Origin of the sequence: Mycobacterium florentinum, from assembly GCF_010730355.1 — a bacterium.
Taxonomy (GTDB): Bacteria; Actinomycetota; Actinomycetes; order Mycobacteriales; family Mycobacteriaceae; genus Mycobacterium; species Mycobacterium florentinum.
In genome coordinates, this window is the sequence record NZ_AP022576.1 from 3,801,079 (window position 1) to 3,816,525 (window position 15,447).

Consider the following 15,447-nt stretch of genomic DNA (forward strand, 5'->3'; position numbering starts at 1 on the left):
CGCAGAGTAGTACGCGCGACGGTGTGCGCGGGGCGCGGACTAGGCGTCCGGGTGCGTCGGCAGCGAGAAGTGTTCCGGCGGGACGGCCGGGGCGGCGGGCGCCTGTCCGGTGAGCTGGGTAGTGATGCCGTCCAGGATCTCGTTGACGTCACCGGTGAGGCGGTTGTAGTTCAGCGTTCCGTGCTGGAAGTTCTGCGTGACCTGCAGCGGCTCTTGGATTTCGGCGCTGGTCGGCAAGCCGAGCGGGCCGCGTTCGTAGCTCTGCGAGGCCCAGGCGTCATAGATCGCTCCGGTGACCGGTTGTGCTCCGGTCACTGGCGACCAATACATGGCGCCCTTGGCGAAGGTGGAGTAGCGGGCATCGCCCTCGGCGTTGTCCTCCGGCGAGGTGGGCGCGCCCAGCACGCTGTTCATGCCACCCAGCTCCTGCCAGTGCTGGTAGATCGCGCCGCCCTGCAGCGCCTTGATCAACTCCTCCGGCGGATCGTTGAAATGGGATGCGATGTCCCGGATTTCGTCCATCAGCGCGTAGGCGGCATTGCCCGGGCAGTCGGTGTTGCCGACGTCGCGGTGGGTGAAAATGGTCGGCAGCGTCGCGACGGCGCCGGCCGGATACGTGGTGTAGTGGCTGCCCGCGGACTCCAATGTCACCGTGCCCTTGGGGTCGACGCCGTCCAGGCTCAGCCGCCAGCCCAGCAGCCGCCCGACCGCGCGAAGCTGAAGCGGTGTGGGCGGTACGTCGTCGAAGTTGCCGATCATCGCGACACCCCAGGTGTTGCGGTTGAATCCGCCGGTGTGGAAGCCCTCGACGGCCTTGGTGAGACCGCCGGCGCCGCCCTCGAACACCTGGCCGTACTTGTCGACCAGGGCGTTGTAGGCGATGTCGCACCAGCCCAGCGTCTTGCTGTGGTACGTGTAGATCGCCTTGACGATGCCCGCCGATTCGAGTGGGGAGTAGTCGTTGCTGCCCGCGGTGTGATGGATGACGGCCGCACGAATCCCGTTGTCGTACTGCGGACTACCGCATCGCAGTGACTCGTCGGCACCCCACTCCTCCCGGCTGATGATGGGGGGAGCCTGGCCGGGCATCACGACTCCGGCCGGTGGTGTCCACTGTGTCTTGGCCGGCGTCTGCGGCGGGGAGATGAGGATCGCGGAGATGTTCTGACCGAACGGCTGTTCCCGGGAGGCGGGCCGGTAGCCCAGATCGTTGACCGGCGCCGCGGGCGGTACGCCCACGGTCACCTCGGCGTCGAGCGGGCGGGTCACCGCGATCTGCACGGTGGTCGTGGTGCCGACGAACACCGGATCGGTGCTGCGGGGTCCCTCGGTCGGTCCGGCCGGCGGGGCCGACTCACCGGCCGGCGGACCGTTGTCCGGCGCCGCGGTCTCGTATTCGGTCTGATACCAGGGTCCCCACGAACCGTCGGGGCGTTTGGCCCGCACCCGGGTCGAGGTGCCGGCCAGGTCACCGGTGAGGGCGACCAGAGAAAACGGCGTCTCTTGGCTGACTTCGCGAACCGTGACGCCGGCGCCGAGTCCGACCAGCGGCCGCTCGGTGAGCTTGGTCTCGCGAGCCGGCGGCGCGGCGCCGCGGGCGCCGTGGTCGCGGGTCAGGTCCGCGACCGCCGAAACGAGGACCACCGTGGCCGCGATGGCGGTAAGCAACATCGTTGGCGCACGGTGACGAGACGACACCAGCTGATGTTACGTGTGTTTCTGGTGTTATTAATGAGGCGACACGAATTTCCGGGTGCCCAAAACCGGGCCCGAACTGTTCGACGGCACCGCAGAGCAGTGACTCTGCGGTGCCGTCGGGTGACAGGACCCCCGAAGTTCTAGACGGGAGGCAGTGCCGGGGGAAGCGCTGCCGCCGCACCCGGCAGGGCACCAGCGGCACCCGGCAGGGCCGCCGCGGCATGCGGCAGGGCCGCAGCCGCACCGGGCAGTGCACCGGCCGCGCCCGGCAGGGCACCGGCGGCACCCGGAAGGGCACCGGCGGCACCCGGAAGGGCACCGGCCGCACCCGGTAGAGCACCAGCGCCGCCCTGAGCCTGCATGATGGCCGGCATCACGAGGCCCTTGAGCAGGTCGATGGCCTGACCAGCACCGAGTTGGTTGGCGGCCTGCATCACGTCGTTGACGAGCCCGCCACCGCCGCCGCTGCCGGTGCCACCGCCGATCGGCGAACCGCCGCCCAGCGTCGACGGGTCACCCAGGATCGGGTAGGTGCCGTCGACACCCGGGTCCATCGGTGCACTGATCGGCACCTCGCCGGGGGTGCCCAGGCCACCGGGAGTCAGGCCGGCCGGGCTGGTCAGCCCGGGGTTGGCCAGCGCCGGGTTCAGCCCCGCGCCGGGCATTGTCGGCATACCGGGAGTGGTCGGCGTGCCGGGCACACCGGGCGTCAGCGCACCGGGCGCGGCACCGGGCGTCAGACCCGGACTGGTGAGACCGGGGGTCAGACCCGGGCTGGTCAGGCCCGGACTCGGCAGACCCGTGGTGCCCAGGCCCGGAGTGCCCAGACCCGGGCTGGTCAGGCCCGTGGTGCCCAAGCCGGGAGTGCCCAGACCCGGGCTGGTCAGCCCGGTGGTCCCGAGGCCCGTCGTGCCGGTGCCGGTACCGCCCAGGGCGGGAATCGGCGGCAGGTTGACCCCGAACTGGGACAGACCCTGAGTCAGCGCACCCACGAGCTCGCCGGGCAGGTCGGTCATGACCGCTGCCTGCTTGAAATCGTGGTGCTCCACCGGCTTGCTGGTGGCGGTCGATTCATAAACAAGGAAGTAAGCGCAAGGACTCGCCACTGCCAGGGCGGCGACCGCGCTCATGGCTGTCGAGAGCTTGCGACGGCGTCGGTTCGGCACGGAAGTCTCCTCAATTCATCGGTTGTGTCGGCGGATCCCACCAGTCCGTACCCGGTGGGAACCACGCAAAGTCGATGGTACGAGTGAGAAAGCTGTTACTAGAGTGGCGATATTGAATCGTGAGGTTTTTGCGACCCTGCGCGTTACGTGCGATTCGGGTGCCTGCAAACCAGTCTTCACGTGCTCGAATCCCGACTCGTCAGCCTCGCCAAATGGGGTTACGCCCGCGGGGTCAGATACCCTAAGCAACCGATGACCGCTCGTTTTGACCTCCTCGTCGTCGGATCCGGATTCTTCGGCCTCACCATCGCCGAACGTGTGGCCAGCCAACTCGGAAAGCGCGTGCTCGTCGTCGAGAGACGCCCGCACATCGGTGGCAACGCCTATTCCGAAGCGGAGCCGCAGACGGGCATCGAGGTCCACAAGTACGGCGCCCACCTTTTCCACACCTCGAACAAGAGGGTGTGGGATTACGTGCGCCAGTTCACCGAATTCACCAACTACCAGCACCGGGTGTTCGCGATGCACAACGGGCAGGCCTACCAGTTCCCGATGGGACTGGGCCTGGTCTCGCAGTTCTTCGGCAAGTACTTCACCCCCGAGCAGGCCCGGCAGCTGATCGCCGAGCAGGCCGCCGAGATCGACACCGCCGACGCGCAGAACCTCGAGGAAAAGGCCATCTCGCTGATCGGCCGGCCGCTCTACGAGGCGTTCGTCAAGGGCTACACCGCCAAGCAGTGGCAGACCGACCCGCGCGAACTGCCCGCGGCCAACATCACCCGGCTGCCGGTGCGCTACACCTTCGACAACCGCTACTTCAACGACACCTACGAGGGCCTACCGGTCAACGGGTACACGGCGTGGCTGGAGAACATGGCCGCCGACGACCGCATCGAGGTCCGGCTGGATACCGACTGGTTCGACGTCCGCGAGCAACTGCGCGCCGAGAGCCCCGACGCCCCGGTCGTCTACACCGGCCCGCTGGATCGCTACTTCGACTACGCCGAGGGGCGGCTCGGCTGGCGCACCCTGGACTTCGAGCTCGAGGTCCTGCCCATCGGCGACTTCCAGGGCACGCCGGTGATGAACTACAACGATCCCGACGTCCCGTACACCCGCATCCACGAATTCCGGCACTTCCACGTCGAGCGCGACTACCCGACCGACAAGACGGTGATCATGCGGGAGTACTCCCGGTTCGCCGCGGACGACGACGAGCCCTACTATCCGATTAATACCGAGGCCGACCGCGCCCTGTTGGCCGCCTACCGGGGGAGGGCGAAGTCCGAGACCGCTGCTTCGAAGGTACTTTTCGGCGGGCGGCTGGGCACCTATCAGTATCTGGATATGCATATGGCGATTGCCAGCGCACTGAATATGTACGACAACACCCTCGCGCCACACCTGCGTGACGGCAAAGCCCTAATCGAAGAAGAGGAAGGCGCGCGCGGATGAGTGCCGTGAGCTTGCTGTCCCGAATCATCTTGCCGCGCCCGGGTGAACCGCTCGACGTGCGCAAGCTGTACCTCGAGGAGTCGACCACCAACGCCCGGCGGGCGCACGCGACCACCCGCACCTCGCTGGAGATCGGCAAAGAATCCGAGGTCTCGTTCGCCACGTATTTCAACGCCTTCCCGGCCAGCTATTGGCGCCGCTGGTCGATCTGCACGTCGGTGGTGCTGCGCGCCGAGCTGACCGGAACCGGGCGCATCGACCTGTACCGCACCAAGGCCACCGGGGTGCGGATCTCGGTGGAGGGACGCCAATTCGTCGGCACCGACGAACAGCCGGCCGTCGTCGAGATCGAGGTGCCGCTCAAGTCGTTCGAGGACGGCGGCTGGATCTGGTTCGACATCACCACCGACACCGCGGTCAACTTGGTCAGCGGGGGCTGGTACGCGACCGAACAGGCTCCGGGCACGGCCAACATCGCCGTCGGTATCCCGACTTTCAACCGCCCCGCCGACTGCGTCAATGCGCTGGCCGATCTCACCGCAGACCCGTTGGTGGACAAGGTGATCGGCGCGGTGATCGTCCCGGATCAGGGCACCCGCAAGGTGCGCGATCACCCGGACTTCGCGGCGGCGTCCGCGGGCCTGGGCAATCGTCTGTCCATCCACAACCAGCCCAACCTCGGCGGTTCCGGCGGCTACAGCCGGGTGATGTACGAGGCGCTGAAAAACACTGACTGCCAACAGATCCTGTTCATGGACGACGACATCCGCATCGAGCCGGACACGATCCTGCGGGTGCTGGCCATGAGCCGCTTCGCCAAGACGCCGATGCTGGTCGGCGGTCAGATGCTCAACCTGCAGGAGCCGTCGCACCTGCACATCATGGGTGAGGTCGTCAATCAGTCGAACTTCATGTGGACCGCCGCGCCGCACGCCGAGTACGACCACGACTTCGCCGAATTCCCGTTGGGGGACAAGAACGATCGCAGCGCGCTGCTGCACCGTCGCATCGACGTCGACTTCAACGGCTGGTGGACGTGCATGATCCCGCGGCAGGTCGCCGAGGAGCTGGGTCAGCCGCTGCCGCTGTTCATCAAGTGGGATGACGCCGAATACGGGCTGCGCGCCGGCGAACACGGCTACCCGACGGTCACGCTGCCCGGTGCCGCGATCTGGCACATGGCGTGGAGCGACAAGGACGACGCGATCGACTGGCAGGCCTACTTCCACCTGCGCAACCGGCTGGTGGTCGCGGCACTGCACTGGGACGGCGACATCGCCGGCCTGGTCCGTAGCCACCTCAAGGCCACCCTGAAACACCTTGCCTGCCTTGAGTACTCAACGGTCGCGATCCAGAACAGGGCGATCGACGACTTCCTGGCCGGCCCGGAGCACATCTTCTCGATCCTGGAATCGGGACTGCCGGAAGTGCATCGGCTGCGCAAGGAGTACCCGGACGCCGTGGTGCTGCCCGCGGCGAGTGAACTGCCGCCACCGCAGCACAAGACCAAGGCGATGAAGCCGCCGGTGAACCCGGTGTCCATCAGCTACCGGCTGGCCCGCGGCATCATGCACAACGCGACGGCGGCCGACCCGGAAAGCCACCGCCGCCCGGAGTTCAACGTGCCGGCCCAGGATGCGCGCTGGTTCCGGCTGTGCACCGTCGACGGTGTCACGGTCACCACCGCCGACGGGTGCGGCGTGGTGTACCGGCAGCGCGATCGGCGCAAGATGTTCCGCCTGCTGCTGTCCTCCCTGCGCCGTCAGCGCCAGTTGCTGAGCCGGTTCGACGAGATGCGCAAGGTGTACCGGGACGCGTTGCCGGTGCTGTCCAGCAAGCAGAAGTGGGAGACGGTGCTGCTGCCGGAAGCAAGCCAACATGGCTGAACCGGCCGTGCCGAGCGGCGAAGTAGCCGTGATGGTGGCCGTTCAGTCGGCACTGGCTAACCGCCCCGGGGTGTTGGCCACCGCGCGCGGAATGTCGCACTTCGGCGAGCACAGCGTCGGGTGGCTGATCGTCGAACTGCTGGGCGCCCTGTTGCGGGAGCGCCGCCGCCGGGAATGGTTGGTGGCCGCGGCCGGCACGTTCGGCGCGCACGCGGCCGCCGTAGTGCTCAAGCGAGTGGTGCGACGCAAACGCCCGCACGATTCGGCGGTCTCGGTCAATGTCGGCACCCCCAGCCAGCTGAGCTTCCCGTCCGCGCATGCCACCTCGACGACCGCCGCGGCCATCCTGATGGGCCGGGCCACCGGACTGCCGCTGCCCGCCGTGCTTGTTCCGCCGATGGCGCTGTCCCGGATACTGCTGGGCGTGCACTATCCCAGCGACGTTGCTTTCGGCGTGGCGCTCGGCGCCGCGGTCGCGCGCCTTGCACTCTGGCTCGATAGAAAGTCGAGATAGGTGTGGCCGAAATGAGCGAAGACGTGGTGACCGGAAAACCTCCGGCGAACCTGATCACCGGCGTGATCAAGGCCATGCGCCCGCGCCAATGGGTGAAGAACGTGCTCGTGCTGGCCGCGCCGGTCGCCGCGGCGGGGCACGGGGTCCGGTACGACTACGCCGATGTGCTGACCAAGGCCTCCGTGGCCTTCGTGGTGTTCAGCCTGGCGGCGTCGGCGATCTACCTGATCAATGACGTCCGCGACGTCGAAGCCGACCGGGAACACCCCACCAAGAGGTTCCGTCCGATCGCGGCCGGCGTGGTGCCCGAATGGCTGGCCTACGCGCTGGCCGTGGTGCTGGGTGCGGCCTCGCTGGGGATTTCCTTCTGGCTGACGCCGAACCTCGCGGTGGTGATGGGCGTCTACCTCGCGATGCAGCTGGCCTACTGCTTCGGCCTGAAACACCAAGCGGTGCTGGACATCTGCATCGTGTCGTCGGCGTATCTGCTCCGGGCGATCGCCGGGGGTGCGGCCACCGACATCCCGCTGTCGCAGTGGTTCCTGCTGATCATGGCGTTCGGGTCGCTGTTCATGGCGGCGGGCAAGCGCTACGCCGAGCTGCAGCTGGCCGAGCGCACCGGCGCGGCGATCCGCAAGTCGCTGGAAAGCTACACCAGCACCTACCTGCGATTCGTCTGGACGATGTCGGCGACGGCCTTCGTGATGTGTTACGGGTTATGGGCGTTCGAGCGGGACCGCGGTTCGGGCTCCTGGTACGCGGTGTCGATGGTTCCGCTGACCATTGCGGTGCTGCGCTACGCCGTTGACGTCGACGGCGGACTGGCCGGCGAGCCCGAAGAAATTGCGCTGCGTGACCGGGTGTTGCAGCTGCTGTTCCTGGCGTGGATCGCGACAGTTGGTGCCGCCGTTGCCTTCGGCTAGCCCGGGCCTGGAGGCCATCAAGCGCGAGGTGATGCGCCGCCGGCCGAGGGTCGGGCGGGCCAACCCGCCGCCGTTCCCGTACGACATCGTGGTTCGGGTCAGCCTGTGGGTGAGCGTGGCGGTGGTCGCCGTGCTCTTCGGCTGGGGAGCCTGGCAGCGGCGCTGGATCGCCGACGACGGACTGATCGTGCTGCGCACGGTGCGTAACCTGTTGGCCGGCAATGGGCCGGTGTTCAACCAGGGCGAGCGGGTCGAGGCGAACACCTCGACGGCCTGGACCTACCTGATGTACATCGGCAGCTGGGTCGGCGGGCCGGTGCGGATGGAGTACGTGGCGCTGACGCTGGCGCTGGTGCTGTCCGTGTCGGGCGTGGCGCTGCTGATGCTGGGCGCCGGCCGGCTCTATGCCCCCAGCCTGCGGGGACGCCGGGCGATCATGCTGCCCGCCGGGGCGCTGGTGTACATCGCACTGCCGCCGGCGCGTGACTTCGCCACCTCCGGGCTCGAGAGCGGCCTGACGCTGGCCTATCTGGGATTGCTGTGGTGGATGATGGTCCGCTGGTCGCAGCCGGTGCGCAACCGGCCCGAGAGCGACGTGTTCCTGGGGGTGCTGGCCTTCGTCGCGGGGTTCAGTGTGCTGGTGCGCCCCGAGCTGGCGCTGATGGGCGGCCTGGCCCTGATCATGATGCTGATCGCGGCCCGCACCTGGCGCCGCCGGATGCTGATCGTGGTGGCCGGAGGGTTGCTTCCGGTGGCCTACCAGATCTTCCGGATGGGCTATTACGGACTGCTGGTGCCCGGGACGGCGCTGGCCAAGGACGCCGCTGGTGACAAGTGGTCCCAGGGCATGATCTATCTGTCGAACTTCGTCTCGCCCTACGCCGTGTGGCTGCCGGTGCTGCTGCTGGTGCCGCTGGGGCTGCTGCTGATGGCGGCGCGGCGGCGGCCGTCGTTCTTGCGCCCGATGCTGGCGCCCAACTACGGCCGGGTGGCGCGTGCGGTGCAAAGCCCGCCGGCGGCGGTGGCCTTCGTCCTCGTGAGCGGGCTTCTGCAGGCCCTGTACTGGACCCGGCAGGGCGGCGACTTCATGCACGCGCGCGTGCTGCTGACCCCGCTTTTTTGTTTGCTGGCACCGGTCGCCGTGATCCCGGTTCTGATCCCCGACGGGCAGGATTTCTCCCGCGAAACGGGTTACTGGCTGGCCGGTGCGGCCAGCCTGCTGTGGCTCGGTATCGCGGGCTGGTCATTGTGGGCAGCAAACTCACCGGGGATGGGTTACGACGCCACCCACGTCACCTACAGCGGCATCGTCGACGAGCGTCGCTTCTATGCCCAGGCGACCGGCCACGCGCACCCGCTGACCGCCGCCGATTACCTCGATTATCCGAGGATGGCGGCGGTGCTGGCGGCGCTGGACAACACCCCGGACGGGGCGTTGTTGCTGCCGTCCGGCAACTACATCCAGTGGGACATCGTGCCCCAGCTGCAGCAGCCGCCGACGGCCCCCGGCAGCCCCCCCGACAGCAAACCGCCGCAAAAGCCGCAACACGCAGTGTTTTTCACGAACCTCGGCATGCTGGGCATGAACGTGGGGCTCGACGTCCGGGTGATCGACCAGATCGGGTTGGCGAACCCGCTGGCCCAGCACACGCGGCGCCTGACGCACGGCCGTATCGGGCATGACAAGAATCTGTTCCCGGACTGGGTGATCGCGGACGGGCCATGGGTGAAGGTATATCCGGGCATTCCGGGCTACCTGGACGCGAATTGGGTCGCCCAGGCGGTGGCGGCGCTGCAATGTCCCGAGACCAAGGCGGTGCTGGCGTCGGTGCGCGCCCCGATGTCGCCGCACCGGTTCGTCTCAAACTTCTTGCACTCCTTCGAATTCACCGCGTACCGGATCGATCGGGTGCCGCTCTACGAGCTCGCCCGGTGCGGCCTGCCGGTGCCGGAGCCGTCTCCACCGCCGCCCCGCGAGTGAATATCGCGTGGAGAAATCTCACACATATCGAACCAATCACAATTTTTCCGGCGCCGGATACTTACAGCAAATTCACATCTGCACCTCCACCAGTAAGCGCTCACTGCCCGGCACATGCGGAAATGCCGTTTTCGGGCGCCGAATGCGGCCCGAAAACCCCACCAAACCGCCGCGCGACGAGGATTTGCGGGGCGTCCTCGATGAGAGCCCGCGCGGGTTCGTGTGGTTCACTACATGAGCACTGCTGCGCCGAGATCGCATGCAGTACGACCCCAATCAACGACGCGCCCTGCTGAAGGACGCGCCGAAAGGATGAGGAAGTAAGAATGACGCTTGTTGACAGGTTTCGCGGCGCCGTGGCACGCATGCCACGTCGGCTCGTGGTGGGTGCCGCAGGTGCGGCTCTGCTGTCGGGTCTGATCGGCGTTGTGGGGGGCCCGGCGACCGCAGGGGCGTTCTCCCGCCCGGGTCTGCCGGTGGAGTACCTGCAGGTTCCGTCGGCCGCAATGGGCCGCGACATCAAGATCCAGTTCCAGAGCGGCGGCGCCAACGCGCCCGCGCTGTACCTGCTTGACGGCATGCGCGCTCAGGACGACTTCAACGGCTGGGACATCAACACCCCCGCGTTCGAGTGGTACAACCAGTCGGGCATCGCGGTCGTGATGCCGGTCGGTGGCCAGTCCAGCTTCTACTCCGACTGGTACGCGCCCGCCTGCGGTAAGGCCGGCTGCACCACTTACAAGTGGGAGACCTTCCTGACCAGCGAGCTGCCGCAGTACCTCTCGGCCAACAAGCAGGTCAAGCCGACCGGCAGCGCGGCCGTCGGTCTGTCGATGGCCGGCTCGTCGGCGCTGATCCTCGCCGCCTACCACCCGGAGCAGTTCCCGTACGCCGGCTCGCTGTCGGCGCTGCTGGACCCGTCCCAGGGCATGGGGCCGACCCTGATCGGCCTGGCCATGGGTGACGCCGGTGGCTACAAGACCAAGGACATGTGGGGGCCGTCCAGCGACCCGGCATGGCAGCGCAACGACCCGTCGCTGCAGGTTGGCAAGCTGGTCGCGAACAACACCCGGATCTGGGTGTACTGCGGTAACGGCAAGCCGTCCGACCTCGGTGGCGACAACCTGCCCGCCAAGTTCCTGGAAGGCTTCGTGCGGACCAGCAACCTGAAGTTCCAGGACGCGTACAACGCGGCCGGTGGCCACAACGCGGTGTGGAACTTCGACGCCAACGGCACCCACGACTGGCCCTACTGGGGCGCGCAGCTGCATGCGATGCTGCCCGACCTGCAGTCGTCGCTGGGCGCTACCCCGGGCGCCGGCCCGGCCACCGCGGCGCCTGCCCCGGCCCAGGGCACGTAACACCTTCAGAGCAACACGATTGACGGCGGGAACCCTTCGGGGTCCCGCCGTTGGTCGTTTGCGGTGTGAGCTGATTCACTACCCTGCGGGTGGGGGTGACCTCGCCCCTGGTTACTGTGCAAACACAGCGACTACACGATGGAGGGTGGACATGGGTAGCTTGCGGGGTCTGTCAACGCTTCTGCGGGTGCTCTGCGTTGCCGCGCTGACACTCGGGTTCGGCGGTGTGGCGGCAGGAATCACCGGCAAGGCCAGAGCGGCGGGCTACGAGACACTGATGGTGCCGTCCGGCGCCATGGGTCGCGATATCCCGGTCGCCTTCCTGGCGGGTGGCCCGCACGCCGTGTATCTGCTGGATGCCTTCAACGCCGCCCCCGACGTCAGCAACTGGGTGACCGCGGGCAACGCGATGAACACGCTGGGTGGCAAGGGGATCTCCGTGGTCGCACCCGCCGGTGGCGCCTGGAGCATGTACACCAACTGGGAGCAGGACGGCAGCAAGCAGTGGGACACCTTCCTGTCCGCCGAGCTACCCGACTGGCTGGCCGCCAACAAGGGCCTGGCACCCGGCGGCCACGCCGCCGTCGGCGCTTCCCAGGGTGGCTACGCCGCGATGGCGCTGGCCGCCTTCCACCCCGACCGCTTCGGCTTCGCCGGCTCGCTGTCCGGATTCCTGTACCCGTCGAACACCACCACCAACGGCGCAATCCTGGCCGGGCTGCAGCAGTTCGGCGGCGTGGACGGCAACGGGATGTGGGGCGCTCCGCAGCTGGGCCGGTGGAAGTGGCACGACCCGTACGTGCACGCGTCGTTGCTGGCGCAGAACAACACCCGGGTGTGGGTCTGGAGCCCGACCAACATGGGCGGCGATGCGGCCGCGATGATCGGGCAGGCCGGTGAGGCGATGGGCAACAGCCGCATGTTCTACCAGCAGTACCGCAGCGACGGCGGTCACAACGGCCACTTCGACTTCCCGGGTGGCGGCGACAACGGCTGGGGCTCGTGGTCCGGACAGCTGGGCGCCATGTCGGGTGAGATCGTGGGAGCCATCCGCTAGCCACGCGGACCCGCTGGCAGGACGGACGGCGCGCGCCGAGCCGGTACCGTGTATTGAGCAGCAGAGGGCGGCATGGCCGCTTGCCTGGTGACAAGCTGCGACCTACCGACTCTGCTAGCGGGAGAACATGACCACGAACGCCCAGCGCAAGCGCCGCCGGATCCTCGCCTGGGTGGCCGCGCTTTCCATGGCGGGGGTCGTGTTGTTGGTCATCGTGGCCGTCGTGACGATGCTGCGCAGCACCGAAGCGCCGCCCAGCGCGGTACCGCCCGGCATTCTGCCGCCGTCCTCGACGACGACGCATCCGCACAAGCCCCGGCCGGCCTCGCAGGACGCTTCCTGCCCCGACGTCCAGATGATGGTCATTCCCGGCACCTGGGAGTCGTCACCGACCGACGATCCGCTCAACCCGATGCAATTTCCGAATGCGTTGCTGCACCCGGACACTGTGGCCATCAGCCAGCAGTTCCCGTCCTCGCGGGTGCAGACGTACACCGTCCCCTACACGGCTCAATTCAACAATCCGCTGGGCGGCGTCAAGCAGATGTCCTACAACGACAGCCGGGCCGAAGGTACCCGCGCGGCGGTCCAGGCGCTGACCGACATGAACAACAGGTGCCCGCTGACCAGCTACGTGCTGGTGGGCTTCTCGCAGGGCGCGGTGATCGCGGGGGACATCGCCAGCGATATCGGCAACGGCCGCGGGCCAGTCGATGACGACTTGGTCCTGGGTGTGACGCTGATCGCCGACGGCCGCCGCCAGCAGGGTGTGGGCAACGACATCGGCCCCAACCCGCCGGGCGAGGGCGCCGAGGTGACGTTGCACGAGGTGCCGATGCTGTCCGGGCTCGGTTTGACGATGACCGGCGCACGGCCCGGCGGCTTCGGCGATCTCAACAGCAAGACCAACGAGATCTGCGCGGCCGGCGATCTGATCTGTGCCGCCCCGAACGAGGCGTTCAGCGTCGCAAACCTGCCGAATACACTCAACACGCTGGCCGGAGGTGCGGGCCAGCCGGTGCACGCCATGTACGCCACCCCCCAGTTCTGGAATCTGGATGGCGCGACGTCCACGGATTGGACCCTGAACTGGGCGCGTAATCTCATCGAGAACGCGCCACACCCCAAGCACGGGTGACTGCGCGGGCAGCCGCGGACAATGCCGGTGGGCGCGCGCTGAGCTGGGCAACGGGACACAGTGCTCAGGTAGGCGGCACCGGGGGCAATCGGCGGTACCTTGAGATTTGGTCTGCCGCGCGTCGCCGCCTAACATTAAGAGAAAACTAAGAGCGATAAGAGTTTGGCGGTTTCCGGCCGGGTAGCAGCTCGGACGGAGCGGCGCGAGTTTGCGCCGTGTACGAGGCTGGCCCGCGCAGAGGACATCGTCGGCAACGCCGACACCAGGACCGCCGGATTAGCTGACCGGCGAGTGTGTAACAGGAGAGGGCGGCATGGCCTACCACAACCCGTTCATCGTGAACGGCCGAATCAAGTTCCCGGACAACACGAACTTGGTCAAGCACGTTGAGAAGTGGGCGAAGGTGCGCGGCGACAGGCTGGCCTACCGCTTCGTCGACTACTCCACCGAACGCGACGGCGTCTATCGCGACATCGTGTGGCGCGACTTCAGCGCCCGTAACCGCGCCGTCGGCGCCCGGCTACAGCAGGTCACCGAGCCCGGCGACCGGATCGCGATCCTGTGCCCGCAGAACCTGAACTACCTCATCGCCTTCTTCGGCGCGCTGTATGCGGGCCGGATCGCGGTGCCGCTGTTCGACCCCAGCGAGCCGGGTCATGTCGGCCGCCTGCACGCCGTGCTCGATGATTGCACGCCCTCGACGATCCTGACCACGACCGAGGCCGCCGAGGGTGTTCGCAAGTTCATCCGCGCCCGGGCGGCCAAGGAACGGCCGCGCGTCATCGCCGTCGACGCCGTGCCCGACGAGGTCGCCGCCACCTGGGTCGAGCCGGACGCCGACGAGAACACGATCGCCTACCTGCAGTACACCTCCGGGTCCACCCGCACTCCGACCGGCGTGCAGATCACCCACCTGAACCTGCCCACCAACGTGCTGCAGGTGCTCAACGGCCTGGAAGGCAAGGACGGCGACCGCGGTCTGTCCTGGCTGCCGTTCTTCCACGACATGGGCCTGATCACCGCGCTGTTGTCCCCGGTGCTCGGCCACCACTTCACCTTCATGACGCCGGCCGCGTTCGTCCGACGCCCGGGGCGCTGGATCCGGGAGATGGCGCGCAAGCCCGATGACGGCCCGGACTGCGAGGTCTTCACCGTCGCGCCGAACTTCGCGTTCGAGCACGCCGCGGTGCGCGGTGTCCCCAAAGACGGTGAACCACCGCTGGACCTCAGCAACGTCAAGGGCATCCTCAACGGCAGCGAGCCGGTGTCCCCGGCGTCGATGCGCAAGTTCTACGAGGCGTTCGAGCCCTACGGTCTGCGCAAGACCGCGATCAAACCGTCCTACGGTCTGGCCGAGGCGACGCTGTTCGTCTCCACCACGCCGATGGACGAGGCGCCCACCGTCATCCACGTCGACCGCGAAGAGCTGAACAACCAGCGCTTCGTCGAGGTGGCCGCGGACTCGCCCAACGCCGTCGCGCAGGTGTCCGCCGGCGTGATCGGCGTCGACGAGTGGGCGGCCATCGTCGACCCCGACACCGCCAGCGAGCTGCCGGACGGCCAGATCGGCGAGATCTGGTTGCACGGTAAGAACCTGGGCACCGGCTACTGGGGCAAGGAAGCCGAGACCACCGAGATCTTCCGCAACATCCTCAAGTCTCGGATCAGCGAGTCACACGCCGAGGGTGCCGACGACGACGGGCTCTGGGTGCGCACCGGCGACTACGGCACCTACTTCAACGGCCACCTCTATATAGCGGGCCGGATCAAGGACCTGGTCATCATCGACGGCCGCAATCACTACCCGCAGGACCTCGAGTATTCGGCGCAGGAGGCCAGCAAGGCGCTGCGCACCGGATACGTCGCCGCCTTCTCGGTCCCGGCCAACCAGCTGCCGCAAGCGGTGTTCGACAACCCGCACACCGGGCTCACGTTCGACCCCGAGGACACCTCCGAGCAGCTGGTGATCGTTGCCGAGCGCGCCGCCGGCACGCACAAGCTCGACTACCAACCCATCGCCGACGACATCCGCGCGGCCATCGCCGTGCGCCACGGGGTCACCGTCCGTGACTTGCTGCTGGTCCAGTCGGGGACGATTCCCCGTACTTCCAGCGGCAAGATCGGGCACCGGGCCTGCCGCGCCGCCTACCTCGACGGCAGTCTGCGCAGCGGCATCGGATCCCCAGACGCTTTTGCCCGTGAAACAGACTGAATTCAGGAACCATGGCTGACACCGAATCTGACCTGCCCGAAAACTCTGAAATCGCG

General features: G+C 67.6%; 11 protein-coding genes. 9 read left to right on the top strand and 2 right to left on the bottom strand.

Annotation, left to right across the window (positions count from 1 at the left end):
- Positions 1-39 precede the first annotated feature (39 nt).
- Both G6N55_RS18020 and G6N55_RS18025 read right to left on the bottom strand, forming a co-directional pair.
- Positions 40-1,698, bottom strand: coding sequence for an LGFP repeat-containing protein (locus tag G6N55_RS18020; protein WP_179968081.1), 1,659 nt, complete (start codon positions 1,696-1,698; stop codon positions 40-42).
- 140 nt (positions 1,699-1,838) lie between these two features.
- Positions 1,839-2,864 (bottom strand): PirG, encoded by a 1,026-nt coding sequence (locus tag G6N55_RS18025; RefSeq protein WP_179968082.1) that lies wholly within the window; start codon positions 2,862-2,864, stop codon positions 1,839-1,841.
- A 252-nt stretch (positions 2,865-3,116) separates the two neighbouring features.
- Here G6N55_RS18025 and glf point away from each other — a divergent pair, with 252 nt between their 5' ends.
- From glf to fadD32, 9 genes are all read left to right on the top strand, one after another.
- Positions 3,117-4,319 (top strand): UDP-galactopyranose mutase, encoded by a 1,203-nt coding sequence (glf, locus tag G6N55_RS18030; RefSeq protein ID WP_085224749.1) that lies wholly within the window; start codon positions 3,117-3,119, stop codon positions 4,317-4,319.
- Positions 4,316-6,205, top strand: coding sequence for a glycosyltransferase (locus tag G6N55_RS18035; protein ID WP_085224751.1), 1,890 nt, complete (start codon positions 4,316-4,318; stop codon positions 6,203-6,205). The genes glf and G6N55_RS18035 overlap by 4 nt, the downstream gene beginning before the upstream one ends.
- Positions 6,198-6,719 carry a phosphatase PAP2 family protein gene (locus tag G6N55_RS18040; RefSeq protein ID WP_085224753.1) on the top strand — a complete coding sequence of 174 codons (522 nt, stop codon included), beginning with the start codon at positions 6,198-6,200 and terminating at the stop codon, positions 6,717-6,719. Before G6N55_RS18035 ends, G6N55_RS18040 begins: the two co-directional genes overlap by 8 nt.
- A gap of 11 nt (positions 6,720-6,730) precedes the next feature.
- On the top strand, positions 6,731-7,642 hold the full coding sequence (locus G6N55_RS18045) for a decaprenyl-phosphate phosphoribosyltransferase (protein ID WP_085224807.1): 912 nt from the start codon (positions 6,731-6,733) through the stop codon (positions 7,640-7,642).
- On the top strand, positions 7,629-9,623 hold the full coding sequence (gene aftB, locus G6N55_RS18050) for a terminal beta-(1->2)-arabinofuranosyltransferase (RefSeq protein ID WP_269473965.1): 1,995 nt from the start codon (positions 7,629-7,631) through the stop codon (positions 9,621-9,623). The genes G6N55_RS18045 and aftB overlap by 14 nt, the downstream gene beginning before the upstream one ends.
- 326 nt (positions 9,624-9,949) lie before the next feature.
- Positions 9,950-10,984, top strand: a complete 1,035-nt coding sequence (gene ag85A, locus G6N55_RS18055) for a diacylglycerol acyltransferase/mycolyltransferase Ag85A (RefSeq protein ID WP_085224757.1) — start codon at positions 9,950-9,952, stop codon at positions 10,982-10,984.
- 160 nt (positions 10,985-11,144) lie between these two features.
- Positions 11,145-12,041: an esterase family protein gene (locus tag G6N55_RS18060; protein WP_085224809.1), complete on the top strand. Its 897-nt coding sequence runs from the start codon at positions 11,145-11,147 to the stop codon at positions 12,039-12,041.
- A gap of 127 nt (positions 12,042-12,168) precedes the next feature.
- Positions 12,169-13,179, top strand: a complete 1,011-nt coding sequence (gene culp6, locus G6N55_RS18065; RefSeq protein ID WP_085224759.1) for a carboxylesterase Culp6 — start codon at positions 12,169-12,171, stop codon at positions 13,177-13,179.
- Between the two features lie 313 nt (positions 13,180-13,492).
- Positions 13,493-15,391, top strand: coding sequence for a long-chain-fatty-acid--AMP ligase FadD32 (gene fadD32 / locus G6N55_RS18070; RefSeq protein WP_085224761.1), 1,899 nt, complete (start codon positions 13,493-13,495; stop codon positions 15,389-15,391).
- The last annotated feature ends 56 nt before the right edge of the window (positions 15,392-15,447 follow it).